Annotated in this window: 22 protein-coding genes; 7 read left to right on the top strand and 15 right to left on the bottom strand. The window is 67.4% G+C overall.

Translation table 11 applies throughout. The annotated features are described in order from the left end of the window. Positions 1-13 precede the first annotated feature (13 nt). The 5 genes from DMO17_RS08995 to DMO17_RS09020 all read right to left on the bottom strand — a co-directional run bounded on the left by DMO17_RS08995 (position 14) and on the right by DMO17_RS09020 (position 6,612). The gene (locus DMO17_RS08995; RefSeq protein ID WP_110682146.1) at positions 14-712 is read right to left on the bottom strand and encodes an ABC transporter permease; all 699 of its coding nucleotides are present in this window, start codon (positions 710-712) and stop codon (positions 14-16) included. A 10-nt stretch (positions 713-722) separates the two neighbouring features. Beyond that, positions 723-1,412: an ABC transporter permease gene (locus DMO17_RS09000; RefSeq protein ID WP_110682147.1), complete on the bottom strand. Its 690-nt coding sequence runs from the start codon at positions 1,410-1,412 to the stop codon at positions 723-725. A 114-nt stretch (positions 1,413-1,526) separates the two neighbouring features. Next, positions 1,527-2,303: an ABC transporter substrate-binding protein gene (locus DMO17_RS09005; RefSeq protein ID WP_110682148.1), complete on the bottom strand. Its 777-nt coding sequence runs from the start codon at positions 2,301-2,303 to the stop codon at positions 1,527-1,529. Between the two features lie 477 nt (positions 2,304-2,780). Then, positions 2,781-4,736, bottom strand: coding sequence for an acetate--CoA ligase (gene acs, locus DMO17_RS09010; RefSeq protein WP_110682149.1), 1,956 nt, complete (start codon positions 4,734-4,736; stop codon positions 2,781-2,783). 322 nt (positions 4,737-5,058) lie between these two features. Next, the gene (locus tag DMO17_RS09020) at positions 5,059-6,612 is read right to left on the bottom strand and encodes a sigma-54-dependent transcriptional regulator (RefSeq protein ID WP_110682151.1); all 1,554 of its coding nucleotides are present in this window, start codon (positions 6,610-6,612) and stop codon (positions 5,059-5,061) included. A 218-nt stretch (positions 6,613-6,830) separates the two neighbouring features. On the opposite strand from DMO17_RS09020, the gene phhA reads away from it, so the two are divergent. From phhA to DMO17_RS09035, 3 genes are all read left to right on the top strand, one after another. Beyond that, complete coding sequence (gene phhA, locus DMO17_RS09025) at positions 6,831-7,655, top strand: phenylalanine 4-monooxygenase (RefSeq protein ID WP_258371505.1); 825 nt, start codon at positions 6,831-6,833, stop codon at positions 7,653-7,655. Between the two features lie 174 nt (positions 7,656-7,829). Continuing rightward, complete coding sequence (locus tag DMO17_RS09030) at positions 7,830-8,186, top strand: 4a-hydroxytetrahydrobiopterin dehydratase (RefSeq protein ID WP_110682153.1); 357 nt, start codon at positions 7,830-7,832, stop codon at positions 8,184-8,186. After that, positions 8,183-9,382, top strand: coding sequence for an amino acid aminotransferase (locus DMO17_RS09035; protein WP_110682154.1), 1,200 nt, complete (start codon positions 8,183-8,185; stop codon positions 9,380-9,382). The genes DMO17_RS09030 and DMO17_RS09035 overlap by 4 nt, the downstream gene beginning before the upstream one ends. A 45-nt stretch (positions 9,383-9,427) precedes the next feature. Here DMO17_RS09035 and DMO17_RS09040 read toward each other — a convergent pair whose 3' ends face one another. Genes DMO17_RS09040 through selD form a run of 3 tightly spaced genes read right to left on the bottom strand, consistent with a single transcriptional unit; the run spans position 9,428 to position 11,921 of the window. After that, positions 9,428-9,784 carry a hypothetical protein gene (locus tag DMO17_RS09040; protein WP_110682155.1) on the bottom strand — a complete coding sequence of 119 codons (357 nt, stop codon included), beginning with the start codon at positions 9,782-9,784 and terminating at the stop codon, positions 9,428-9,430. Continuing rightward, a complete protein-coding gene (mnmH, locus tag DMO17_RS09045; protein WP_110682156.1) occupies positions 9,781-10,887 on the bottom strand; it encodes a tRNA 2-selenouridine(34) synthase MnmH in 1,107 nt (368 codons plus the stop codon). Before mnmH ends, DMO17_RS09040 begins: the two co-directional genes overlap by 4 nt. Continuing rightward, complete coding sequence (gene selD / locus DMO17_RS09050) at positions 10,887-11,921, bottom strand: selenide, water dikinase SelD (RefSeq protein WP_110682157.1); 1,035 nt, start codon at positions 11,919-11,921, stop codon at positions 10,887-10,889. Before selD ends, mnmH begins: the two co-directional genes overlap by 1 nt. Before the next feature lie 163 nt (positions 11,922-12,084). Between selD and DMO17_RS09055 the strand changes: the two genes are divergently transcribed. The 4 genes from DMO17_RS09055 to phnE are packed head-to-tail and all read left to right on the top strand — an operon-like array spanning position 12,085 to position 15,315. Then, on the top strand, positions 12,085-12,936 hold the full coding sequence (locus DMO17_RS09055; RefSeq protein WP_110682158.1) for a putative selenate ABC transporter substrate-binding protein: 852 nt from the start codon (positions 12,085-12,087) through the stop codon (positions 12,934-12,936). Further along, positions 12,933-13,730 (top strand): phosphonate ABC transporter ATP-binding protein, encoded by a 798-nt coding sequence (locus tag DMO17_RS09060; RefSeq protein WP_110682159.1) that lies wholly within the window; start codon positions 12,933-12,935, stop codon positions 13,728-13,730. Before DMO17_RS09055 ends, DMO17_RS09060 begins: the two co-directional genes overlap by 4 nt. Beyond that, on the top strand, positions 13,724-14,551 hold the full coding sequence (locus DMO17_RS09065; protein ID WP_110682160.1) for a PhnE/PtxC family ABC transporter permease: 828 nt from the start codon (positions 13,724-13,726) through the stop codon (positions 14,549-14,551). The genes DMO17_RS09060 and DMO17_RS09065 overlap by 7 nt, the downstream gene beginning before the upstream one ends. Then, entirely contained in the window at positions 14,548-15,315 is a 768-nt protein-coding gene (phnE, locus tag DMO17_RS09070; protein ID WP_110682161.1) for a phosphonate ABC transporter, permease protein PhnE, read from the top strand. The genes DMO17_RS09065 and phnE overlap by 4 nt, the downstream gene beginning before the upstream one ends. A gap of 190 nt (positions 15,316-15,505) precedes the next feature. Here phnE and DMO17_RS09075 read toward each other — a convergent pair whose 3' ends face one another. From DMO17_RS09075 to edd, 7 genes are all read right to left on the bottom strand, one after another. Continuing rightward, positions 15,506-16,480 carry a sensor domain-containing diguanylate cyclase gene (locus DMO17_RS09075; protein WP_110682162.1) on the bottom strand — a complete coding sequence of 325 codons (975 nt, stop codon included), beginning with the start codon at positions 16,478-16,480 and terminating at the stop codon, positions 15,506-15,508. A 55-nt stretch (positions 16,481-16,535) separates the two neighbouring features. Further along, the gene (gene arfB / locus DMO17_RS09080) at positions 16,536-16,949 is read right to left on the bottom strand and encodes an alternative ribosome rescue aminoacyl-tRNA hydrolase ArfB (RefSeq protein ID WP_110682163.1); all 414 of its coding nucleotides are present in this window, start codon (positions 16,947-16,949) and stop codon (positions 16,536-16,538) included. A gap of 39 nt (positions 16,950-16,988) precedes the next feature. Next, complete coding sequence (locus DMO17_RS09085) at positions 16,989-17,417, bottom strand: acyl-CoA thioesterase (protein ID WP_110682164.1); 429 nt, start codon at positions 17,415-17,417, stop codon at positions 16,989-16,991. A 122-nt stretch (positions 17,418-17,539) separates the two neighbouring features. Beyond that, positions 17,540-17,956, bottom strand: coding sequence for a VOC family protein (locus DMO17_RS09090; protein ID WP_110682165.1), 417 nt, complete (start codon positions 17,954-17,956; stop codon positions 17,540-17,542). Between the two features lie 9 nt (positions 17,957-17,965). Further along, the gene (locus DMO17_RS09095; RefSeq protein WP_110682166.1) at positions 17,966-18,388 is read right to left on the bottom strand and encodes a YciI family protein; all 423 of its coding nucleotides are present in this window, start codon (positions 18,386-18,388) and stop codon (positions 17,966-17,968) included. Positions 18,389-18,694: 306 nt separating this feature from the next. Beyond that, positions 18,695-19,408 (bottom strand): 6-phosphogluconolactonase, encoded by a 714-nt coding sequence (gene pgl / locus DMO17_RS09100; RefSeq protein WP_110682167.1) that lies wholly within the window; start codon positions 19,406-19,408, stop codon positions 18,695-18,697. Continuing rightward, on the bottom strand, positions 19,405-21,228 hold the full coding sequence (gene edd, locus DMO17_RS09105) for a phosphogluconate dehydratase (RefSeq protein WP_110682168.1): 1,824 nt from the start codon (positions 21,226-21,228) through the stop codon (positions 19,405-19,407). The genes pgl and edd overlap by 4 nt, the downstream gene beginning before the upstream one ends. Positions 21,229-21,339 lie beyond the last annotated feature (111 nt).

A 21,339-nucleotide genomic window follows, 5' to 3' on the forward strand; every position in this document is an offset into this window, starting at 1 on the left:
GCTCGTCGTGACCTCAGTGCTTGCGCGGGGCCAGGTAGGCCAGCCAGCGACGCTCACCCAGCTTGAACAGGCGCACCAGGACGAAGGTCAGCACCAGGTAGAACAGGCCGGCAGTGATGTAGGCCTCGAACGGCAGGTAGTACTGCGAGTTGACGGTCTTGGCCGCGCCGGTGATGTCGATCAGGGTCACCACCGAGGCCAGGCTGGTGGTGTGCAGCATCATGATCACCTCGTTGCTGTACTGCGGCAGCGCACGGCGCAGCGCAGACGGCAGGAGGATGCGGCGGTACAGCTTGGCGCGCGACATGCCCATGGCCTTGGCCGCCTCGATCTCGCCATGCGGGGTGGCCTTGAGGCTGCCGGCAAGGATCTCGGCGCTATAGGCGCTGGTGTTGATGGCGAAGGCCAGGCAGGCGCAGAAGGTGGCATCGGACAGATAGGGCCACATGAAGCTCTCGCGCACCGCTTCGAACTGGGCCAGGCCGTAGTACAGCAGGTACAGCTGCACCAGCATCGGCGTGCCACGGATCACGTAGGTGTAGAGCCAGGCCGGGAAGTTGATCAGCGGCTGCTTGGACACCCGCATCATCGCCAGCGGCACGGCCGCGAGCAGGCCCAGGGCCAGGGAGATCACCAGCAGTTTGAGGGTGACCAGCACACCGCCGAAATACAGCGGCAGGCTGTCGATTACCACGTTGTAGTCGAAAAGCATGGCGGCTCCCTCAGATTTCCATGGCCTTGACGCCGACCGAATAGCGGCGTTCGAGGTAACGCAGCACCAGCAGCGACACACTGGTCAGCGCCAGGTAGATGGCGGCGGCCAGCAGGATGTAGGTGAACGGCTCGCGGGTCGCGTCGCCGGCGCTCTTGGCGCGGGCCATCATGTCCTGCAGGCCGACCAGGGAGATCAGCGCGGTGGCCTTGACCAGCACCAGCCAGTTGTTGGTCACGCCGGGAATGGCCAGACGCACCATCTGCGGCACCAGGATGCGGAAGAACACCCGCAGCGGGCTCATGCCGTAGGCCATACCGGCCTCGCCCTGTCCCTTGGGGATGGCCATGAAGGCGCCGCGGAAGGTTTCCGACAGGTAGGCGCCGTAGATGAAGCCCAGGGTACCGACACCCGCCACGAAGGGATTGATGTCGATGTAGTCCTCATAGCCCACCAGCGGGGCAATGCGGTTCACCAGATCCTGGCCGCCGTAAAAGATCAGCAGGATCAGCACCAGATCGGGAATGCCGCGGATCACGGTGGCATAGGTTTCGCCCATCAGCGCCAGCCATTTCAGGGGCGACAGGCGGAAGGCCGCGCCAAGCAGGCCGAGCCCGATGGCCACCGCCATCGAGAACAGCGCCAGCTGCACGGTGAGCCAGGCACCGTCGAGAATGGTCGAGCCGTAGCCGTTGAACATGGAATCTATCCTCTGGAACACACAGGAGGAGGCCCTCAGCGAGGGCTGGAGGCGCAGGCACTGGGCCCCGCGACACCCACCCTCCCCACTCCGGGGAGGATGGATGGGACGGCGTTACTCGCCGTAGACGTTGAACTGGAAGTACTTGTCCTGCACTTCCTTGTACTTGCCGTTGGCACGGATGGCGGCGATGGCGGCATTGATCTTCTCGGCAGTGGCGGTGTCGCCCTTGCGCACCGCGATGCCGGCACCGTTGCCGAAGTACTTCTCGTCGGTGTAGTCCGGGCCCACCAGGGCGAAGCCCTTGCCGGCGTCGGTCTTGAGGAAGCCGTCATCGATGTTGACCACGTCAGCCAGGGTGGCGTCCAGGCGGCCGGCGGCCAGGTCGAGGAAGATCTCGTTCTGCGAGCTGTAGCGCACCACTTCCACACCGGCCGGGGCGAACACCTCGGTGGCGTAGCGGTCGTAGATGGAGGCGCGCTGCACGCCGACCTTCTTGCCCTTCAGGTCGACCAGCGGGTCCTTGATCTCGGTACCGGCCTTCATCGCCAGCTTGGCGGGGGTGTGGTAGTACTTGTTGGTGAAGTCCACGGACTTCAGGCGCTCTTCGGTGATGCTCATCGACGACAGCACGGCATCGAACTTGCGCACCTTGAGGGCCGGGATCAGGCCGTCGAACTCCTGCTCGATCCACTGGCACTTGACCTTCATCTCCTCGCACAGGGCGTTGCCGATGTCGTAGTCGAAGCCGGTGATGTTGCCTTCCGGGGTCTTGTAGGCGAAGGGCGGGTAGGCCGCCTCGATACCGATGCGCAGGGGTTTGTCTTCTGCCTGAACCAGCGCACTGAAAGCGCTCAGCGCCAGCGCGCCGAGAAGTACGATCTTCTTCATCTTGTGCTCCTTCGAATGGGTACAGCGTTTGGCAGAATGAAGTTCGCCATGGCCAGGGTGAATTGTAGAAAGTGTCACCGTCTTTGCCGGCTGCAACAGCATGGCAAGAGGGTTGGCCAAGTGGGCGGCATTCTATCGACCGGGGGTAGGTCGATATTTCCTCAAAGCGACAACAAATTACAGAAGCACAGGACCGGCATCGAAGCCGTATTGACAGGTCAGCCAAAACGTGACCAGCGAGACAAAAAAGCACAGCCGATAGACAAAGCAATAGTCGAGCCACATCCGCGAAACCCAGTAGATACGAGGCATTCCTCGATCTTTCCCGGGCTGCAGCGCTTCCTCAAACGGCCGGAGTGTTCCCTCTCGCCCCGAATTGGCGCCCAGTGTTACAGCGAGGTTACATCGGTTCGCCGCCACCCAAAAAACAAACCCCGGCTTGTGGCCGGGGTCGTGCACGTCCGCGAAGCCGCCCGGTCAGGCGGCCTGCATGGTGCGATGGGTGTCGATGAGGTGCTGGACCACGCCGGGATCGGCCAGCGTGGAGATGTCGCCGAGGGCATCGTATTCGGCGACGGCGATCTTGCGCAGGATGCGGCGCATGATCTTGCCCGAGCGGGTCTTCGGTAATCCCGGAGCCCACTGGATGACGTCCGGCGAGGCGATCGGGCCGATCTCCTTGCGCACCCAGTTCTTCAGTTCCTGACGCAGTTGCTCGGACGGCTCCTCGCCGGCGTTCAGGGTGACGTAGACGTAGATGCCCTGGCCCTTGATGTCGTGCGGCACGCCGACCACGGCGGCCTCGGCGACTTTCGGGTGGGCGACCATGGCGCTCTCGATCTCGGCGGTGCCCATGCGGTGGCCGGAGACGTTGAGTACGTCGTCCACCCGCCCGGTGATCCACCAGTAGCCGTCCTCGTCGCGGCGCGCGCCGTCGCCGGTGAAGTACATGCCCTTGAAGGTCTTGAAGTAGGTATCGACGAAGCGGTCGTGGTCGCCGTACAGGGTGCGCGCCTGGCCCGGCCAGGAGTCGATGATCACCAGGTTGCCCTCGGCGGGGCCGTCGATGATGTTGCCCAGGTTGTCCACCAGGGCCGGCTGCACGCCGAAGAACGGCCGCGCGGCGGAACCCGGCTTCATCGCATGGGCGCCCGGCAGCGGGGTCATCAGGCAGGCGCCGGTCTCGGTCTGCCACCAGGTATCGACGATCGGGCAGCGGCCCTGGCCGACATTCTCGTAGTACCAGTGCCAGGCCTCGGGGTTGATCGGCTCGCCGACCGAACCGAGCAGGCGCAGGCTGGAGCCGTCGGCGCCCTGCACCGCGGCCTTGCCATCGGCCATCATGGCGCGGATGGCGGTGGGCGCGGTGTAGAGGATATTGACCTTGTGCTTGTCGATGATCTTGGCCACGCGGGTGACGTCCGGGTAGTTCGGCACGCCTTCGAACATCAGGGTGGTGGCGCCGTTGGAGAGCGGGCCGTAGATCAGGTAGGTGTGGCCGGTGACCCAGCCGATGTCGGCGGTGCACCAGAACACCTCGCCCGGACGGTAGTCGAACACCCGCTCATGGGTCAGCGAGGCATACACCAGGTAGCCGCCGGTGGTGTGCAGCACGCCCTTGGGTTTGCCGGTGGAGCCGGAGGTATAGAGGATGAACAGCGGCTCCTCGGCGCCCATTTCCTTCGGTGCGCAGGTGGAGCCTGCGACCTTCATCAGGTCCTCGTACCAGATGTCGCGATGCTGGTTCCACTTGATCGCCGAGCCGGTGCGCTTGACCACGATGATCTTCTGCACGCTGGCGGTTTCCGGGTTGGTCAGCGCGTCGTCGACGTTGCTCTTCAGAGGGACCTTCTTGCCGCCGCGCACGCCTTCGTCGGCGGTGATCACCACCTTCGACTTGCAGTCGATGATGCGTCCGGCCAAGGCCTCCGGCGAGAAGCCGCCGAACACCACCGAGTGGATGGCGCCGATGCGCGCGCAGGCCAGCATGGCCACCGCCGCTTCCGGGATCATCGGCATGTAGATGGTCACCACGTCGCCACGGTGCACGTCCTGGCCACGCAGGGCGTTGGCGAACTTGCACACCTGCTCGTGCAGCTCGCGGTAGGTGATTTCGCGGTGCTCGGACGGGTCGTCGCCTTCCCAGATGATGGCGATCTGGTCGCCACGGGTTTCCAGGTGACGGTCCAGGCAGTTGGCCGAGAGGTTGAGGGTGCCGTCGGCGAACCACTTGATGTCGACATGGTGGTCGTCGAAGGAGGTCTGCTTGACCTTGGTGAACGGCTTGATCCAGTCGATGCGCTTGGCCTGCTCGCGCCAGAAACCGTCCGGGTTGATCACCGACTGCTGGTACATCGCCTTGTAGGTAGCTTCGTCGGTCAGCGTGTTGGCGGCCACCTCGGGGCGGACCGGATAGAGGGAAGCAGCAGTCATGGGGATACCTCGGTGGGGCGGTTGTTTTTGTATGCTGCCTTTTGTATCCCCCGACACCCCGTGGGGCCATTCGACCATGGTCTTACCGCTCTACGACCATGGTCTCGGCCGCGAAGAAGCGTGCCCGGCAACGCCGGGAACCCCTGCCGACGACGCCCCGCACCGGCACGCGGGGCGGACATAAAAAAAGGGCGACCCTAGGGTCGCCCGCCAATTCATTCCGGGGAAGGAATGTCAGAAACGCATCCGGGTATCGCAGGAGCCGGATGCGCACTTTGTACGCCCTCGCCCGCCACGTGGCCATTGCACCAAGGTCGTAGCCTTACTCCTTGCCCAGGCCGTGCTGGCGCAGCTTGTTGGCGATGGTGGTATGCGACACCCCCAGGCGCTTGCCCAGCTGGCGACTGCTCGGATGCTCGGCGTACAGGCGCTCCAGCACCGCTTTCTCGAAGCGGCCGAGGATGGCATCGAGGTCACCGTCGATGGAGAAATCGCCCAGCGGCTGCGGCGCACCGTAGTCCGGCAGACGGATATGCTCGGCCTTCACCGTCCCGCCGTCGCACAGCGACACGGCCTGGAACAACACGTTCTCCAGCTGGCGCACGTTGCCCGGCCAGTGATAGTGGGCCAGGCGCTCGAAGGCCTGCGGCGCCAGCTTGGGCAGCGGGCAGCCGATCTGCCGACTGGCCGAATCGAGGAAGTGCTCGACCAGCGGCGCCAGGCCGTCCAGGCACTCGCGCAGCGGCGGGATATGCAGGCTGAGCACATTAAGGCGGTGATACAGGTCCTGGCGGAATTCGCCCTTGGCGCACAGCTCGGACAGGTCGACCTGGGTGGCGCAGATCACCCGCACATCCAGGTACACCTCCTCGTCGCTGCCCACGCGGCGGAAGCAGCCGTCCTGCAGGAAGCGCAGCAGCTTGGCCTGTAGGCGCGGGCTCATTTCGCCGACGCCGTCGAGGAACAGCGTGCCGCCGGCGGTCAGCTCGAGCAGGCCGAGCTTGCCTTCCGGGCGCGCGCCCTCGAAGGCGCCGGGGCCGTAGCCGAACAGCTCGGTCTCGGCCATGGATTCCGGCAGCCCCGCGCAATTCAGCGCCATGAACGGCGACTGGCCGCGCGGGCTGGCCAGGTGGCACGCGCGCGCCAGCAGTTCCTTGCCGGTGCCGGTCTCGCCCTCGATCAGCAGCGGCGCGTCCAGTGGCGCCATGCGCCGAGCCTCGCGCACCACGGCGGCCATCACCCTGGAGCTCTGGAAGATCGAGTCGAAGCCGCGCAGTTCCTGCTTGCGCACGTGGTAGATGCGCTCGCCGACGCGGTCGGCGCGGTGCAGGGTCAGCACGGCGCCGGCCAGCGCCTCGCTCTCGTCGTGTTCGGACTGCAGCGGCGCGATGTCGGCGAGGAACACGTCGCCCTTGACCTTGACCCGCAGGCCGTTGATCCGCGCCTTATTGGCGCGCACCAGCTCGGGCAGGTCGAAGTCCTCGATATAGCGCGACAGGGCCATGCCCGGTACCTCGTCGACGCGCACGCCAAGCAGCTGCGCCGCGCTGCGGTTGGCGGCGACGATGCTGCCGCCCATGTCGATGGAGAGCACCGGGAAATCCAGCGCGCCGAGCAGCGCGTTGAGCTCCAGGTGGCGGCGTTCGCTGGGCATCAGGCCGACGCGCTTGACGCCGAACACCCCGGGGATGGCCTCCAGCTTGGGGCGCAGCGCCTGGAACTGCAGGTTGATCAGGTTCGGGCAGTGCAGGTAGATGGCGTTGCCCTGCTCGCCGCCCACTTCGCCGCGGGCGACGTTGATGCCGTAGTCGACCAGCAGGTTGAGGATGTCGCGCAGGATGCCGACGCGGTTCTGGCAGTGGACTTTGATGCGCACGCGGAGCCCCTTGAATTTTGATTGTCGGGCGGGAGCGGCCGAGTTTTCGCAAGGCGGCCGTCATTTTTCGTCAAGAATATGTGACAGCCAGGACCAGCAACAAGGTCGCCATCTGTCATTTCCACACAGTCGTAATCAATTCTTTACGAAAAAACCCACACCTGCTGCCTCGACGCGGTTGCCAGCCCCTCCTCAGGTTGCGCCATCGGCGGTATCCCTTGTCCCAGACAAAAACAACAGCCCAGCGGGAGACCTGCATGAAAGGCACGCAGTACGTGGCTCGGCAACCGGACGAGAGCGGCTTCATCCACTACTCGGACAGCGAGCATCAGGTGTGGAACACCCTGATCACCCGGCAGATGAAGGTGCTGGAAGGCCGCGCCTGCCAGGAATACTTCGACGGCATCGAACAGCTCGGCCTGCCTGCCGATCGCATTCCCCAGCTCGGCGAGATCAACAAGGTGCTGAACGCCACCACCGGCTGGAGCGTGGCCCAGGTGCCGGCGCTGATTCCCTTCCAGACCTTCTTCGAGCTGCTGGCCAGCAAGCGCTTCCCGGTCGCCACCTTTATCCGCACCCCGGAAGAGCTGGACTACCTGCAGGAGCCGGACATCTTCCACGAGATCTTCGGTCACTGCCCGCTGCTGACCAATCCCTGGTTCGCCGAATTCACCCACACCTACGGCACGCTCGGCCTGGCCGCGAGCAAGGAACAGCGCGTGTACCTGGCGCGGCTGTACTGGATGACCATCGAATTCGGCCTGGTCGATACGCCTCAGGGCCGACGCATCTACGGCGGCGGCATCCTCTCCTCGCCCAAAGAGACGGTCTACAGCCTGTCCGGTGCGCCCGAGCACCAGCCCTTCGACCCGCTGGAGGCCATGCGCACGCCCTACCGCATCGATATCCTGCAACCGCTGTATTTCGTCCTGCCGGACCTCAAGCGCCTGTTCCAGCTGGCCCAGGAGGACATCATGGGCCTGGTGCAACAGGCCATGACCCTCGGCCTGCACGCGCCGAAGTTCCCGCCCAAGGCGGCGTAGGCTTTAACTCCCCCTCTCCCATTGATGGGAGAGGGGCTGGGGGAGAGGGTCGAACCTGACATCACCCTCTCCCTACGCGGGCCGCCCTACCCCTCTCCCGCAAGCGGGAGAGGGAACTGATCGACAACCCCCTCACCTTCTATGCTCTGATCTCGACTATCCAAGGAGCCCGAAATGACCAGCCTTGCCCAAGCCCAATGCGAAGCCTGCCGCGCCGACGCCCCCCATGTCAGCGAAGAAGAGCTGGCCACGCTGATCCGCGAGATCCCCGACTGGAACATCGAAGTACGCGACGGCCACATGGAGCTGGAGCGCCAGTACCTGTTCAAGAACTTCCGCCATGCCCTGGCCTTCACCAACGCGGTGGGCGCCATCGCCGAGGAAGTCGGCCATCATCCGGCCCTGCTCACCGAGTGGGGCAAGGTCACCGTGACCTGGTGGAGCCACGAGATGAAAGGTCTGCACCGCAACGACTTCATCATGGCCGCGCGCACCGATGTGCTGGCCGCCGCAGCCGAGGGGCGCAAGTGAGCCACTTCACCGCCATCGCCCGGGTGCCGGGCGATCCCATTCTCGGCCTGCTCGACGCCTATCGCGCCGATGGTAACCCGGCCAAGCTCGACCTGGGCGTCGGCGTATACAAGGACGCCTCCGGTCTGACGCCCATCCCGCGCGCCGTGAAGCTGGCCGAGCAACGCCTGATCGATGGCGAAACCAGCAAGACCTACATCGGCGGCCACGGCGCACCGGAGTTCGGCGAACGCCTGCTGGAGCTATGCTTCGGCAACGGTAACGCGCTGCTCGCCGATGGCCTGCTCGGCGCCACCCAGACGCCCGGCGGCACCGGCGCCCTGCGCCTGGCCGGCGAATTTATCGCCAGGAATCTTCCGGGTAGAGGCATCTGGCTCAGCGACCCGACCTGGCCGATCCACGAGACGCTGTTCGCCGCCTGCGGCCTCAAGGTCGGCCACTACGCCTATGTCGGCGCGGACAACCGCCTCAACGTCGAGGCCATGCTCGCCGCCCTCGCCCACCTGCCCAAGGGCGATGTGGTGCTGCTGCACGCGTGCTGCCACAACCCCACCGGCTTCGACCTCGCCCCGCGCGACTGGAAGCGCGTGCTGGAGGTGGTCAAGGCGCGCGAGCTGCTGCCACTGATCGACTTCGCCTACCAGGGCTTCGGTGACGGCATCGACGAAGACGCCTGGGCCGTGCGCCTGTTCGCCGCCGAACTGCCGGAACTGCTGGTCACCAGCTCCTGCTCGAAGAACTTCGGCCTCTATCGCGAACGCACCGGCGCGCTGATCGTGCGGGCGGATAACGTCGAGAAACTGATCGATATTCGCAGCCAGCTGGCCTTTCTGGCGCGCAACCTGTGGTCGACTCCGCCGTCCCACGGTGCGGCAGTGGTGGCCGAGATACTCGGCGATGCCGAGCTGAAGTCCCTGTGGACCGATGAGGTGGACGCCATGCGTCGGCGCGTGGCCGACCTGCGCACGGGTCTGGTCGAGGCCCTGCGCCCGCACGGCCTGGCCGAGCGCTTTGCGCATATCGCCGAGCAGCGCGGCATGTTCTCCTACACCGGCCTGACACCAGAGCAGGTGCAACGCCTGCGCGACGAGTTCAGCGTGTATCTGGTGAGCAGTGGTCGCGCCAGCGTGGCGGGGATGAGCGAGGCGCGCCTGGACTACCTGGCCGGGGCCATCGCCAAGGTCTGTCAGGCCTGAACGAAAACGCCGCCCGAGGGCGGCGCTTTTCATCACGGGCGGCACTCAGTCCAGCTGATCGTCGCGGATCAGCACATAGCTGGCATCGGCGCGGTCGTAGACGTAGTACATCTCCACCTGCAGGCCACGCATCACCGCCACATAGTCACCGGGCTCGGCGACGAAGAAGTCGTTGCTGTCGGCCTTGGCCGGGCTCTCGATGCGGGCGGTGAAGAACAGCGCAGGGTCACTGCCGTCGAAATAGTCCTCGCGCTCGGCGGCATCCCACTCGGCCGGCGCCGCGAAAGGCCCCTCAAACAGCACGTGGCCGTCGCCCAGCTCCAGCTCCTCGGCGTCCGGGTCGTTCTCGTCCGGGCGGTACAGGGTGCAGTCCAGGGCGTCCGGGTGGTCTTTGAGTTTCATGCCTTGCTCCGTGATGCGCGGTCGCGCAGATAGGCCAGCACGGCAGCGTGCTCGCCGGCGAATTCGATGCGCGCGGCCTTGCTCTCGCGCTGGTAGACGTACATCGGGTCGTAGTACTCGTTCAGCAGCGCCTCGATCCAGGCCCGGTGCAGGTCCACCGCGCCGCTGCGCGCCTGCTCGTCCAGTGCCTGCGCCAGGATGGCGCGCAGACGCGCATGGCGCTCGCCGCCCAGGCGCTTCTGGATGTTGTCCATGCTCTGCAGCAGGCGCGCGGCGAACAGGGCGAAGCCCTGCTCCTCGCCATGCACGGCGAGGAACTCGGCGGCCAGGTCGATCACGTAGTCGCGCAGGATGCGCTCGACGCGATCCTCGACGCTGTCCTCCAGCCACACCAGCGGAAACTCCTGCATGCCCTGGTGCAGCGACAGCGGCAGCGAGCAGGTGCCGATCAGGCGGCTCTCGTCCTCCAGCACGAACTGCTGCTGGCCGCGCGCGCGGCGCTTGAGCAGGTCGATGGCCAGGCGGTTCTCGAAGTCGATCTGCGCCGGCTGGCCGGTGGCGCGCTTGCCGAAGCTGGAGCCACGGTGGTTGGCGTGGCCTTCCAGGTCGATGCTGTGGTCCAGGGCGGCGATCACCTCGGTCTTGCCGGTGCCGGTCATGCCGCCGACGATGACGAAGTCGCACTCGGCCACCGCGCTGTCGAGGGTCTCGATCAGGAAGCTGCGCATGGCCTTGTAGCCACCGATCACCCGCGGGTAGTCGATGCCGGCGTCGGCAAGCCACTGCTGGACGATCTGCGAGCGCAGGCCGCCACGGAAGCAGTACAGGTAGCCGTTGGGGTTGGCCCTGGCGAAGGCCGCCCAGGCCTCGACGCGCTCGGCCTTGACCTTGCCGGAGACCAGCTGGTGGCCCAGCTCGATGGCCGCCTGCTGGCCCTTCTGCTTGTAGCAGGTACCGACCTTCTGTCGCTCGATGTCGGTCATCAGCGGCAGGCTGATGGCGTTGGGGAAGGCGCCCTTGGTGAATTCCACCGGGGCGCGCATGTCCATCATCGGCAGGTCGTTGAGGAAGATGTCGCGGTAGTCGGCCGTGTTGTCGCGCATCACAGCACCTCTACCGCGTAACGCTGTCGTGCAACCAGCTGACCGATGGGCGCCAGGCTCAGGCCCAGCTCGGCGGCCACGGCGAGGAACTCGGCCTCGCCCTCAGGGCTGACGGCGATCAGCAGGCCGCCGCTGGTCTGCGGGTCGCACAGCAGGTTGCGCTGGTCCTCGGAAATCGGCGCGATCTTCTCGCCGTAACTGTCGAAGTTGCGCAGGGTGCCGCCCGGCACGCAGCCCTCAGCCAGGTAGTAGTCGACGCCCGGCAGGCGCGGCACGGCGGCGTAATCGAGCTGAGCGGTCAGGCCCGCACCATCGGCCATCTCCACCAGATGACCGAGCAGGCCGAAGCCGGTAACGTCGGTCATCGCCGTGACCCCGGCCAGCTTGCCGAAGCGCGCACCCGGCTTGTTCAGGGTGCACATCCAGTCGCGCGCCAGGCCGACATCCTCGGCGCGCAGTTTGGCCTTCTTCTCGGCGGTGGTGAGGATGCCGATGCCCAGCGGCTTGCTCAGGTACAGCTTGCAGCCCGCCGTGGCGGTGTCGTTGCGCTTCATGTGCTTCTTCTCGACCACGCCGGTCACGGCCAGGCCGAAGATCGGCTCCGGCGCGTCGATCGAGTGGCCGCCGGCCAGCGGGATACCGGCGGCGTCGCATACGGCGCGGCCACCACGGATCACCTCGCGGGCCACTTCCGGCGGCAACACATTCACCGGCCAGCCGAGGATGGCGATGGCCATCAGCGGGTCGCCGCCCATGGCGTAGATGTCGCTGATCGCATTGGTCGCGGCAATCCGCCCGAAATCAAACGGGTCATCCACAATCGGCATAAAGAAGTCGGTGGTCGACACCACCCCGCGCTCCTCGTCCAGCGCATAAACCGCCGCGTCATCGCGCGAGGCATTGCCGACCCAGAGCTTCGGGTCAAGGTTCTGCGCGCCGCTGCCGGCGAGGATCACCTCCAGCACCTTGGGGGAAATCTTGCAGCCGCAGCCGGCACCGTGGCTGTACTGGGTCAAACGGATCGGCTCGCTCATCGCAACGTTCTCGGCAAATCGGAAACAGGCGCGGATTCTAGCAAAGCTGCTCTTTGCGCTCGCCCCCCGTATAATCGCCGCGCTCTTTACCCTCCCAACGAAATGCCGCCGCCCCGGCGCCGGCCTTTTGAATTTTTTCCGCCATTGAACCGGAGAACTTTCCATGCTCAAGCGCACCTTGGCGCTCGCCGCTGGTATCGCCCTGTCCCTGTCCGCCACTCTGACCCAGGCCGCCGACGTGCTGCGCGTCAGTGCCATCCCCGACGAGGCCCCCACCGAACTGCTGCGCAAGTTCAAGCCGCTGGGCGCCTACCTGGAAAAAGAGCTGGGCATGAAGGTCGAGTTCGTCCCGGTCGCCGACTACCCGGCCGTGGTCGAGGCCCTGGCCACCGACCGCCTGGACCTGGCCTGGCTGGGCGGCTTCACCTTCGTTCAGGTACGCCTGAAGACCGGCAACGCCATCCCGCTGGTGCAGCGCGAGCAGGACGCCCAGTTCACCAGCAAGTTCATCAGCGCCAACCCGGACGTGAAGTCGCTGGCCGATCTCAAGGGCAAGAGCTTCGCCTTCGGCTCGGTGTCCTCCACCTCCGGCAGCCTGATGCCGCGCTACTTCATGCTGCAGGACGGGATCAAGCCGGAAACCTTCTTCAGCCGCGTCGGCTACTCCGGTGCGCATGACGCCACCGCCGCCTGGGTCCAGGCCGGCAAGGTCGACGGTGGCGTGCTCAACGCCAGCGTGTGGGACAAGCTGGTCGCCGCTGGCAAGGTCGACACCAATAAAGTGAAAGTCTTCGCCACCACCCCGGCCTACTACGACTACAACTGGACCGTGCGCGGCACCCTCGATGCGGACCTGACCGCCAAGATCAAGGCCGCCTTCCTCGCCCTCGACCCGGCCAACCCGGAACACAAGGCGATCCTCGACCTGCAGGCCGCCTCCCGCTTCATCGACACCAAGCCCGAGAACTACAAGGGCATCGAAGACGCCGCCCGCGCCGCCGACCTGCTGAAATGAGCCTGCGCCTGACCGGCGCGCACCTGCAGCACGGTAATGGCGTCCACGCCCTGCGCGGCGTGGAGCTGAACATTGCCAGCGGCGAGCGGGTGGCCATCATCGGCCCTTCCGGCGCCGGCAAGTCCAGCCTGCTGGGTCTGCTGGCCAGCGCGCTGCCGCCCAGCAGCGGCAGCGTCGAGCTGCTGGGCGCCGATCCCTGGCGCCTACCCGCCAGCGCCCGCCAGCGCCTGCGCACGCGCATCGGCCTGATCCACCAGGCGCCACCGCTGCCGCCGCGGCAGCGGGTGGTGACCGCGGTGCTGGCCGGCAAGCTTGGCCAGTGGGGGCTGGGCAAAAGCCTGCTGAACCTGCTGCACCCCGTCGATGTTCCCGGCGCCAGGGAGGTGCTCGCCCGCCTGGACCTGGCCGACAAGCTGTTCGCCCAGTGCCAGCAGCTCTCCGGTGGCCAGCTGCAGCGCGTCGGCATCGCCCGCGCGCTGTACCAGGACCCCGAGCTGCTGCTGGCCGACGAGCCGGTGTCGGCGATGGACCCGGTGCTGGCCGACCACACCCTCTCCGTGCTGTGCCGGCATGCCGAGGCGCGTGGCGTGACCCTGGTCGCCAGCCTGCACGCGGTGGACCTGGCCCTGGCGCACTTCCCGCGCATCGTCGGGGTACGTGAAGGACAGATCGCTTTCGACCGCCCGGCCAGCGAAGTCAGCCAGGATCTGCTCGACGCCCTCTACGCCAACGAACAGCTGGTGTCGCCACAGGCGCCGGCAGTGAGCCTGACCCTGCAGATCCCGCGATGCTGAGCGCCGACCGCCGCGACCCCGCCGCCCTGCCCCGCCTGCTGCTGACCGTGCTGGCCGTGGCACTGCTGTGGCCGGGCATCCAGCTCGCCGAGCTGAACCCGGGCGTGCTGCTGGCCGCCGACAGCCAGAGCGAGATGGGCCGCTTCGTCGCCGCCTTCTGGCCACCGGCGCATACCCCGGAGTTCCTCCAACTGCTGCTCGACGCCACCCTGCAGACCCTGGCCATCGCCACCGCCGGCATGGCCCTGGCACTGCTGGTAGCGATTCCCGCCGGTCTGGCCGCCAGCCGTGCGCTGTCGCTGTCGGCAGCCTCGCGCGGCGGCCGTCCCAGTGCGCTGGGCCAGGCGCTGCGCTGGCCGGTACGCGGCCTGCTGATCTTCCTGCGCAGCGTGCCGGAAATCGTCTGGGCCCTGCTGTTCGTGCGTGCCGTCGGCCTCGGCCCCACCGCCGGGGTGCTGGCCATCGCCATCACCTACGCCGGCATGCTCGGCAAGGTCTATGCGGAAATCTTCGAGTCGGTCGACCAGCGCCCCATGCACGCCCTGCTGCAGGGCGGCAGCGGCCGGCTGGCCGCCTTCGTCTACGGCATCCTGCCCAATGCCGCCTCGGAGCTGGTGTCCTATACCGTGTACCGCTGGGAATGCGCGATCCGCGCCTCGGTGGTGATGGGCTTCGTCGGCGCCGGCGGCCTGGGCCAGCAGATCGACCTGTCGCTGCGCATGTTCGCCGGCGGCGAGGTGGCCAGCATGCTGCTGACCTTCCTCCTGCTGGTGCTGCTGGCCGATGGCCTCAGCCGCCTGCTGCGCGGGAGGCTGGCATGAGCCGGCTGGTCAACCTGGCGCTGGTCGCCACCATTGTGCTGGCGGTGATCGCCTCCTTCGCCTACCTGGGGCTCGACCTCGGCGCCCTGTTCGGCGCCGGCAGCCTGGCGCACATGGGCGAGTACGTGGTGCGCTTCCTGCAGCCGGACCTGAGCGCCGGGCACCTGGCCGCCATCGGCCGCGGCGCCCTGGAGACCCTGGCCATGTCGGCCCTCGGCACCCTGCTCGCCGCCGCCCTCGGCCTGCTCCTGGCGCTGCCGGCGGCCGGGCGCTTCGGCCTGCTGGCGCAGAGCGTCACGCGCCTGCTGCTCAACGGCCTGCGGGCGATTCCGGAACTGGTGTGGGCGGCGCTGATGGTGCTGGCCGCCGGCCTCGGCCCGAATGCCGGCACCCTGGCCCTGGCCCTGCATACGGCGGGGGTACTCGGGCGGCTGTTCGCCGAGGCCCTGGAAAACACCCCGAAGGCACCGGCCGAGGCGATCCGCCTGCAGGGGGGCAGCCAGCTCGCGGCCTTCTGCTACGGCACCCTGCCCAACCTGTTCCCGCAGCTGCTGGCCTACTCGCTGTACCGCTGGGAGAACAACATCCGCATGGCCAGCGTGCTCGGCTTCGTCGGCGCCGGCGGCCTGGGGCAGATGCTCTACGTCAGCCTCAGCCTGTTCCAGGAAGCGCAGGCCAGCACGGTGATCCTGGCCATGCTGGTGCTGGTGTTCGCGGTCGACGCCCTGAGCGGCTGGACGCGGCAACGCTGGGTGCGGGCCTGAACGCACCCCTCCCCGCCCCTCTCCCGTAAACGGGAGAGGGAGCAAAAGCCCTACGCAGGCACATGGCCGTAGCCCGGATGCAATCCGGGAAACAGGCCGCTGCGGTCCCGGATTGCATCCGGGCTACTCTGAGCCTGCAGGCCGGCCTCCATCGCCACAACCCGCCGCACCGCCAGGCGACTAACCCACCCTACACCTGGCAGGCCCCCGCCTCGCCGCTGCCACAGTGGCCATGCAGCAGGCGGTCGCGGCCCTGCTGCTTGGCCTGGTAGAGCAGGCGGTCCACCGCCTCGATGAAGGCCAGCGGCGAGTCCTGCGCCTCCGGCACTATGGTGCCGACGCCCAGGCTGATGGTCAGCAGGGGGGCGACGTTGGACTGCTCGTGGGGAATCTGCAGCTGGCCGATCAGCCGACGGCAGCGCTCGGCCACCTTCTGTGCCGAGTGGGCATCGGTTTCCGGCAGCACCAGGACGAACTCCTCGCCGCCATAGCGCGCCACGCAGTCGCGCGGGCGGGTCGCCGCCTGGCCGAGGGTCAGGGCCACGCGGCGCAGGCAGTCGTCGCCCTGGATATGCCCGTAGTGGTCGTTGAACTGCTTGAAGAAGTCGATATCCAGCAGGATCAGCGACAGCGGCCGGCGGGTGCGTTGGGCGTTGCTCCACTCGATCTCCATGATCGAGTCGAACATGCGTCGGTTGTTGATACCGGTCAGGCCGTCCTTGTAGGAGAACTCCTCCAGCTGCTTCTGCAGCGCCAGCAGCTGCTCCTCGGTGCGCTTGCGCTCGCTGATGTCGAACATGAAGCCGATCAGCGCCTCGGGCTCGCCGGCGGCGTTGCGCACCACATGCACCACGTCGCGGATCCACACGTAGTCGCCGTCGCGGGTCAGCGCGCGGTAGTCGGCCTCGTGGTCGATGCCCGACTGCGACTGGGCGATGCAGAAGTTGACCACCTTGTCGCGATCTTCCTCGTGGATGCGCTCGGCCCAGTCGTTGGCGCTGATCCAGCTGTGCTGCGGCCAGCCGAGCAGCTGCTCGATCTGCGGGCCGATGTAGGCGAAGGTCATGGTCTGCCAGTCGATCTTCCAGGGAATGGCCCGGGTCGACTCCAGCAGGGTCTTGTATACGGCACTGTCGGCTTGCGCCGCCTGAAGGGGATCGCTCATGACCGGCCTTTCGCTCGCGAGATGGAGTTAGCTGCGAGGCTATGCCGGAGCGGCCCTAGAAGTCCACCTTGCCGCGCCCGGCCTTGATCGCCCCGCGCTTGGCCTTGCCCTCCAGGCGGCGTTTCTTCGAGCCCAGAGTCGGCTTGGTCGGGCGGCGCGCCTTCTCGCTCTTGCCGGCGCTGCGGATCAGCTCGGCCAGGCGCTCCAGGGCGTCAAGCCGGTTCTGCTCCTGGGTGCGGTACTGCTGGGCCTTGATGATCACCACGCCACCTTCGGTGATACGGCTGTCGCGCAGCTGCAGCAGGCGCTCCTTGTAGAACGGCGGCAAGGAAGAGGCCTGGCTGTCGAAACGCAGGTGCACGGCGCTGGAGACTTTATTCACGTTCTGCCCGCCGGCACCCTGGGCGCGGATAAAGCTCAGCTCGATCTCGTCATCGGGCAGGTGGACTGAGTTGGAAATCACCAGCATGGCTACGGGCGCCGCGAGGGATGGGCACCCAGCATAGCGTCAAAGCCAGCGGAAATCCTCGCTGCGCTCGGCCGCCTCCATGGCCGCCTTGAGCGCCGGCGGCGGCACGCTGACGCGGCGCGTCTCCAGGCTGAACCAGGCGCCGCTGGTGGTCAGGCGGGCACACAGCTCGCCCTTGGCGTTGTTCACCTCGCTGAGCATGGTGAACTTGCTGCCGTCCGCGGACAGCGCACCGACCTGTACCGACACGCTGAAGGGCTGCAGCAGACGCAACTCCTTGCGGTACTCGATGCGGTCCTCGAACACCACCGGGCCGATCCTCGCCTCGGCGAAGGCCTGCGGGGTGAAGCCGGCGCCGGCCAGGAACAGGAAGCGGGCCTGGGCGGCGTAGTCCTGGTAGCGCGAGTTCTTCAGGTGGGCATTGGGGTCCAGGTCGGCCCAGGTCACCTGGAAATCGAAGCGGGTCATGGCGCGGCTCCTCGTGGTGGCTGGAACAAGCCTAGGCGCCGCGCTCCCCCTGGCGAAAGCAGCAGATGCGGCGCAAAAAAGCGGCGCAGACGCGGCGGGACGGCAAGCCGCCCCGCCTTTGCTCAGACCTGGCAATCGCCGCTGCAGTTGATCATCCAGGGCACGCCGAAGCGGTCGCTGAGCATGGCAAAGCCCTCGGCCCAGAAGGTGCGCTGCAGCGGCATCTGCACCTGGCCACCGGCCGCCAGGGCCTGGAACAGGCGCTCGGCCAGGGCCATGTCCTCGGCCTGCAGCGAGATGTGGCAACCCTTGATGCCCTCGTAGGGCTGTCCCGGCATGGTGTCGGAGCCCATCAGCAGCTGGCCGTCGCGGCTCAGGCAGGCGTGCATGGTGCGCTCGCGGTGCTCGGGCGGCACGTCAGCGCAGACCGGGCTGTCAGCGAAGGACATCAGCTGCAGCTCGCCGCCGATGGCCTCGGCGTAGAAGCGGAAGGCCTCGGCACACTGGCCGTCGAAGATCAGGTAGGCATGGATGTTCATCGCGCTCTCCTATTCCGCGGCGATGCGGGCACGCAGGCGTTCTTCCTGCTCACGCAGCTCGGGAGTGAACTCGGCACCGAAGTCCTCGGCCTCGAAGATCTGGCGGATCTCGATCTCCGAGTCGCCCGGCATGGGATTGGGGCAACGCTTGACCCACTCGATGCACTCGGCCAGGGAAGCCACTTCCCACAGCCAGAAACCGGCGATCAGCTCCTTGGTCTCGGCGAAGGGACCGTCGATCACGCTGCGGTTGGCGCCGGAGAAGCGCACGCGCACGCCGCGGCTGCTCGGGTGCAGGCCCTCGCCGGCCTTCATGATGCCGGCCGCGACCAGCTCCTCGTTGTACCTGCCCATGGCCGCCAGCAGCTCCTCGCTGGGCATCACGCCGTTTTCGGAGTCCTCGGTGGCCTTGACTATCACCATGAATCGCATCGTCTTTCTCCCTGATTGGCGCCCGCCACAGTGGCGGGTCTGTCCATTGGTCGAACGACAGTCAAGCAGATCGACAGGGGGACGAAAAAAATTTCAACCGAATGGTCAACCCATCGCAGATTGCATCCGGGCCACTGGCTCCCCTCTCCCAGCCATGGGAGAGGAGCCGGGGGAGAGGGTGATCGCTGACAAAGAGCCCCTCTCCCTGACCCTCTCCCGTAAACGGGAGAGGGGATACCCGGCGAACCCTGTAGCCCGGATGCAATCCGGGGACGGAGTCACCAGCTTCCCCGGACTGCATCCGGGCTACGGGCACCAGTGGATCTGCAACGGCGGACGCAGCAGTGCGCGGATCGGCAGCTCCTCGGCCGGCCCCGGTTGCAGGGCGCGGGCCAGCGTCGTCAGCTTGGGCTGGCCCTGAATGGCCAGCAGCGCCAGACGCGCGGCGCGCAGGGGGGGCAGGGTCAGGCTCAGGCGCTCGACCGGCGCGCTCGGCGCGCGCATCGGCAGCAGCCGATGCGGGCAGTCCTCGCGCAGGGCCTCGGCAAGGTTGGGGCTGGCGGGAAACAGCGAGGCGCTATGCCCGTCGTCGCCCATGCCCAGCAGCAACACGTCGGCCGACGGCAGCCCGGCCAGACGGGCCTCGGCCAGTTCGGCGGCCTGCGCATGGCTCGCCGCAGGCTGGTACAGACTGACGAAACAGGCCTCGGCCGCCGGCCCCTGCAGCAGGTGACGGCGCACCAACGCCTCGTTGCTGTCGGGATGTGAGGGTGCCACCCAGCGTTCATCGACCAGGCTCACCAGCACCTGCTTCCAGGGCAGCGGCTCGCGCGCCAGGCGCTCGAACAGGGCGACGGGGCTACGCCCGCCCGAGACCAGCAACAGCGCCCGCCCCCGCTCGCCCAGCGCCTGGCGCAGGGCCTCGGCGATGCGCTGCGCCAGGGCCTCGGCCATCTGCGCGGCGCTGTCGTACTGGTAGCCCGGCACGCCGAGCGGTATCTGCAGCGATGCCAGGCTCATTGCAGCGTCGCCAGGCTGGCGGAGAACACGCTGGCGCCCTGCTCCGCACTGCTGAACCCGGCGCGCATGAAGGCGAACAGCTCGCGACCGCTGCCGCTGGCCGGCGGCGGCGGCGCTACAAGTTCGCGGGCGGCGAACTCGGCGGCATCGACCAGCACGCGAAGCTCACCGGTGCGCCCGTCGACGCGGATCGGGTCACCGTCGCGCACGCGCGCCAGCGGGCCACCATCGCAAGCCTCGGGGCAGACGTGGATGGCCGCAGGGACCTTGCCCGAGGCGCCGGACATGCGCCCGTCGGTGACCAGCGCGACCTTATAGCCACGCTCCTGCAGCACGCCGAGGAACGGCGTGAGCTTGTGCAGCTCGGGCATGCCGTTGCAGCGCGGGCCCTGGAAGCGCACCACGGCGACAAGGTCGCGGTCCAGCTCGCCGGCCTGGAAGGCAGCGGCCAGTTCGGCCTGGTCGTGGAACACCCGCGCCGGCGCCTCCACCACCTGATGCTCCACAGCCACGGCGGAGACCTTCATCACTGCGCGCCCCAGGTTGCCCTGGAGCAGGCGCAAGCCGCCCTCGGGCGAGAACGGCCGTGCCGCCGGGCGCAGGATGCTCTCGTCCAGGCTGGCCGTGGCGCCCGCGCGCCAGACCAGGCGCTCGCCGTCAAGGAAGGGTTCCTCGGTGTAACGACGCAGGCCGGGACCGGCCACGGTGGCGACATCCTCGTGCAGCAGGCCGGCGTCGAGCAGCTCGCGGATCAGCAGCGCGGTGCCGCCGGCGGCGTGGAAGTGGTTGATGTCGGCCTTGCCGTTGGGATAGACGTGGGCCAGGGTCGGCACCACCTCGGACAGCTCGGCCATGTCCTGCCAGGTCAGCTGGATGCCGGCGGCCTGGGCGATGGCCGGCAGGTGCAGGCTATGGTTGGTCGAGCCACCGGTGGCGTGCAGTGCCACCACCGCATTGACCAGGCAACGCTCGTCGACCAGCTGCCCCAGCGGCAGGTAGTGCCCACCCTGGCGCGTCAGACGCGCCGCCTGCTGCGCTGCCGCGCGGGTCAGGGCGTCGCGCAGCGGCGTGCCGGGGTTGACGAAGGAAGCGCCGGGCAGGTGCAGGCCCATCACTTCCATCAGCATCTGGTTGGTGTTGGCGGTGCCGTAGAAGGTGCAGGTGCCGGGGCCGTGATAAGCCTTCATCTCGGACTCGAGCAGTTCGTCGCGACTGGCCTTGCCCTCGGCGAAGCGCTCGCGCACGGCAGCCTTTTCCTTGTTCGACAGCCCGGAGGGCATAGGCCCGGCCGGCACGAACAGGGTCGGCAGGTGGCCGAAGCGCAGCGCGCCGATCAGCAGGCCGGGGACGATCTTGTCGCACACGCCCAGGCACAGCGCGGCATCGAACATGTTGTGCGACAGCGCCACGGCGGTGCTCATGGCGATCACCTCGCGGCTGGCCAGGCTCAGCTCCATGCCCGCCTCGCCCTGGGTCACGCCGTCGCACATGGCCGGCACCCCGCCCGCCACCTGGCCGACCGAGCCAACCTCGTGCAGCGCCTGCTTGATCAGCGCGGGAAAGCGCTCGTAGGGCTGGTGCGCCGACAACATGTCGTTGTAGGCGGTCACGATGGCCACGTTGGCCGCATCGGGCAGGCGCAGGGTCTGCTTGTCGTGGCTGCTGCAACCGGCCACGCCGTGGGCGAAGTTGGCGCATTGCAGCTTGCCGCGCTGCGGCCCCTGGGCAGCGGCCGCAGCGATCAGCGCCAGGTAGTGCTGGCGGGTGGCGCGGCTGCGCTCGATCAGGCGCTGGGTGACTTCCAGTACGCGGGGATGCATCGCAAGGCTCCTCTGTTGCATACGCACACTTTACCCCCGCAGGCGGCTGAAATCTTTCGTCGGAATTTCCCGGCTGCCGCCCGCCGCAGGCGGCGCTAAGTTAGCCGCCTG

Origin of the sequence: Aquipseudomonas alcaligenes (genome assembly GCF_003205495.1) — a bacterium.
GTDB classification, from domain to species: Bacteria; Pseudomonadota; Gammaproteobacteria; order Pseudomonadales; family Pseudomonadaceae; genus Aquipseudomonas; species Aquipseudomonas alcaligenes_B.

Bases quoted from the DNA above. Each gene is read 5' to 3' on its own strand.
- DMO17_RS08995 (WP_110682146.1), bottom strand. From the start codon at position 712: ATGCTTTTCGACTACAACGTGGTAATCGACAGCCTGCCGCTGTATTTC.
- DMO17_RS09000 (WP_110682147.1), bottom strand. From the start codon at position 1,412: ATGTTCAACGGCTACGGCTCGACCATTCTCGACGGTGCCTGGCTCACC.
- DMO17_RS09005 (WP_110682148.1), bottom strand. From the start codon at position 2,303: ATGAAGAAGATCGTACTTCTCGGCGCGCTGGCGCTGAGCGCTTTCAGT.
- acs (WP_110682149.1), bottom strand. From the start codon at position 4,736: ATGACTGCTGCTTCCCTCTATCCGGTCCGCCCCGAGGTGGCCGCCAAC.
- DMO17_RS09030 (WP_110682153.1), top strand. From the start codon at position 7,830: ATGACCAGCCTTGCCCAAGCCCAATGCGAAGCCTGCCGCGCCGACGCC.
- DMO17_RS09040 (WP_110682155.1), bottom strand. From the start codon at position 9,784: ATGAAACTCAAAGACCACCCGGACGCCCTGGACTGCACCCTGTACCGC.
- mnmH (WP_110682156.1), bottom strand. From the start codon at position 10,887: ATGCGCGACAACACGGCCGACTACCGCGACATCTTCCTCAACGACCTG.
- selD (WP_110682157.1), bottom strand. From the start codon at position 11,921: ATGAGCGAGCCGATCCGTTTGACCCAGTACAGCCACGGTGCCGGCTGC.
- DMO17_RS09055 (WP_110682158.1), top strand. From the start codon at position 12,085: ATGCTCAAGCGCACCTTGGCGCTCGCCGCTGGTATCGCCCTGTCCCTG.
- DMO17_RS09060 (WP_110682159.1), top strand. From the start codon at position 12,933: ATGAGCCTGCGCCTGACCGGCGCGCACCTGCAGCACGGTAATGGCGTC.
- DMO17_RS09065 (WP_110682160.1), top strand. From the start codon at position 13,724: ATGCTGAGCGCCGACCGCCGCGACCCCGCCGCCCTGCCCCGCCTGCTG.
- phnE (WP_110682161.1), top strand. From the start codon at position 14,548: ATGAGCCGGCTGGTCAACCTGGCGCTGGTCGCCACCATTGTGCTGGCG.
- DMO17_RS09075 (WP_110682162.1), bottom strand. From the start codon at position 16,480: ATGAGCGATCCCCTTCAGGCGGCGCAAGCCGACAGTGCCGTATACAAG.
- arfB (WP_110682163.1), bottom strand. From the start codon at position 16,949: ATGCTGGTGATTTCCAACTCAGTCCACCTGCCCGATGACGAGATCGAG.
- DMO17_RS09085 (WP_110682164.1), bottom strand. From the start codon at position 17,417: ATGACCCGCTTCGATTTCCAGGTGACCTGGGCCGACCTGGACCCCAAT.
- DMO17_RS09090 (WP_110682165.1), bottom strand. From the start codon at position 17,956: ATGAACATCCATGCCTACCTGATCTTCGACGGCCAGTGTGCCGAGGCC.
- DMO17_RS09095 (WP_110682166.1), bottom strand. From the start codon at position 18,388: ATGCGATTCATGGTGATAGTCAAGGCCACCGAGGACTCCGAAAACGGC.
- pgl (WP_110682167.1), bottom strand. From the start codon at position 19,408: ATGAGCCTGGCATCGCTGCAGATACCGCTCGGCGTGCCGGGCTACCAG.
- edd (WP_110682168.1), bottom strand. From the start codon at position 21,228: ATGCATCCCCGCGTACTGGAAGTCACCCAGCGCCTGATCGAGCGCAGC.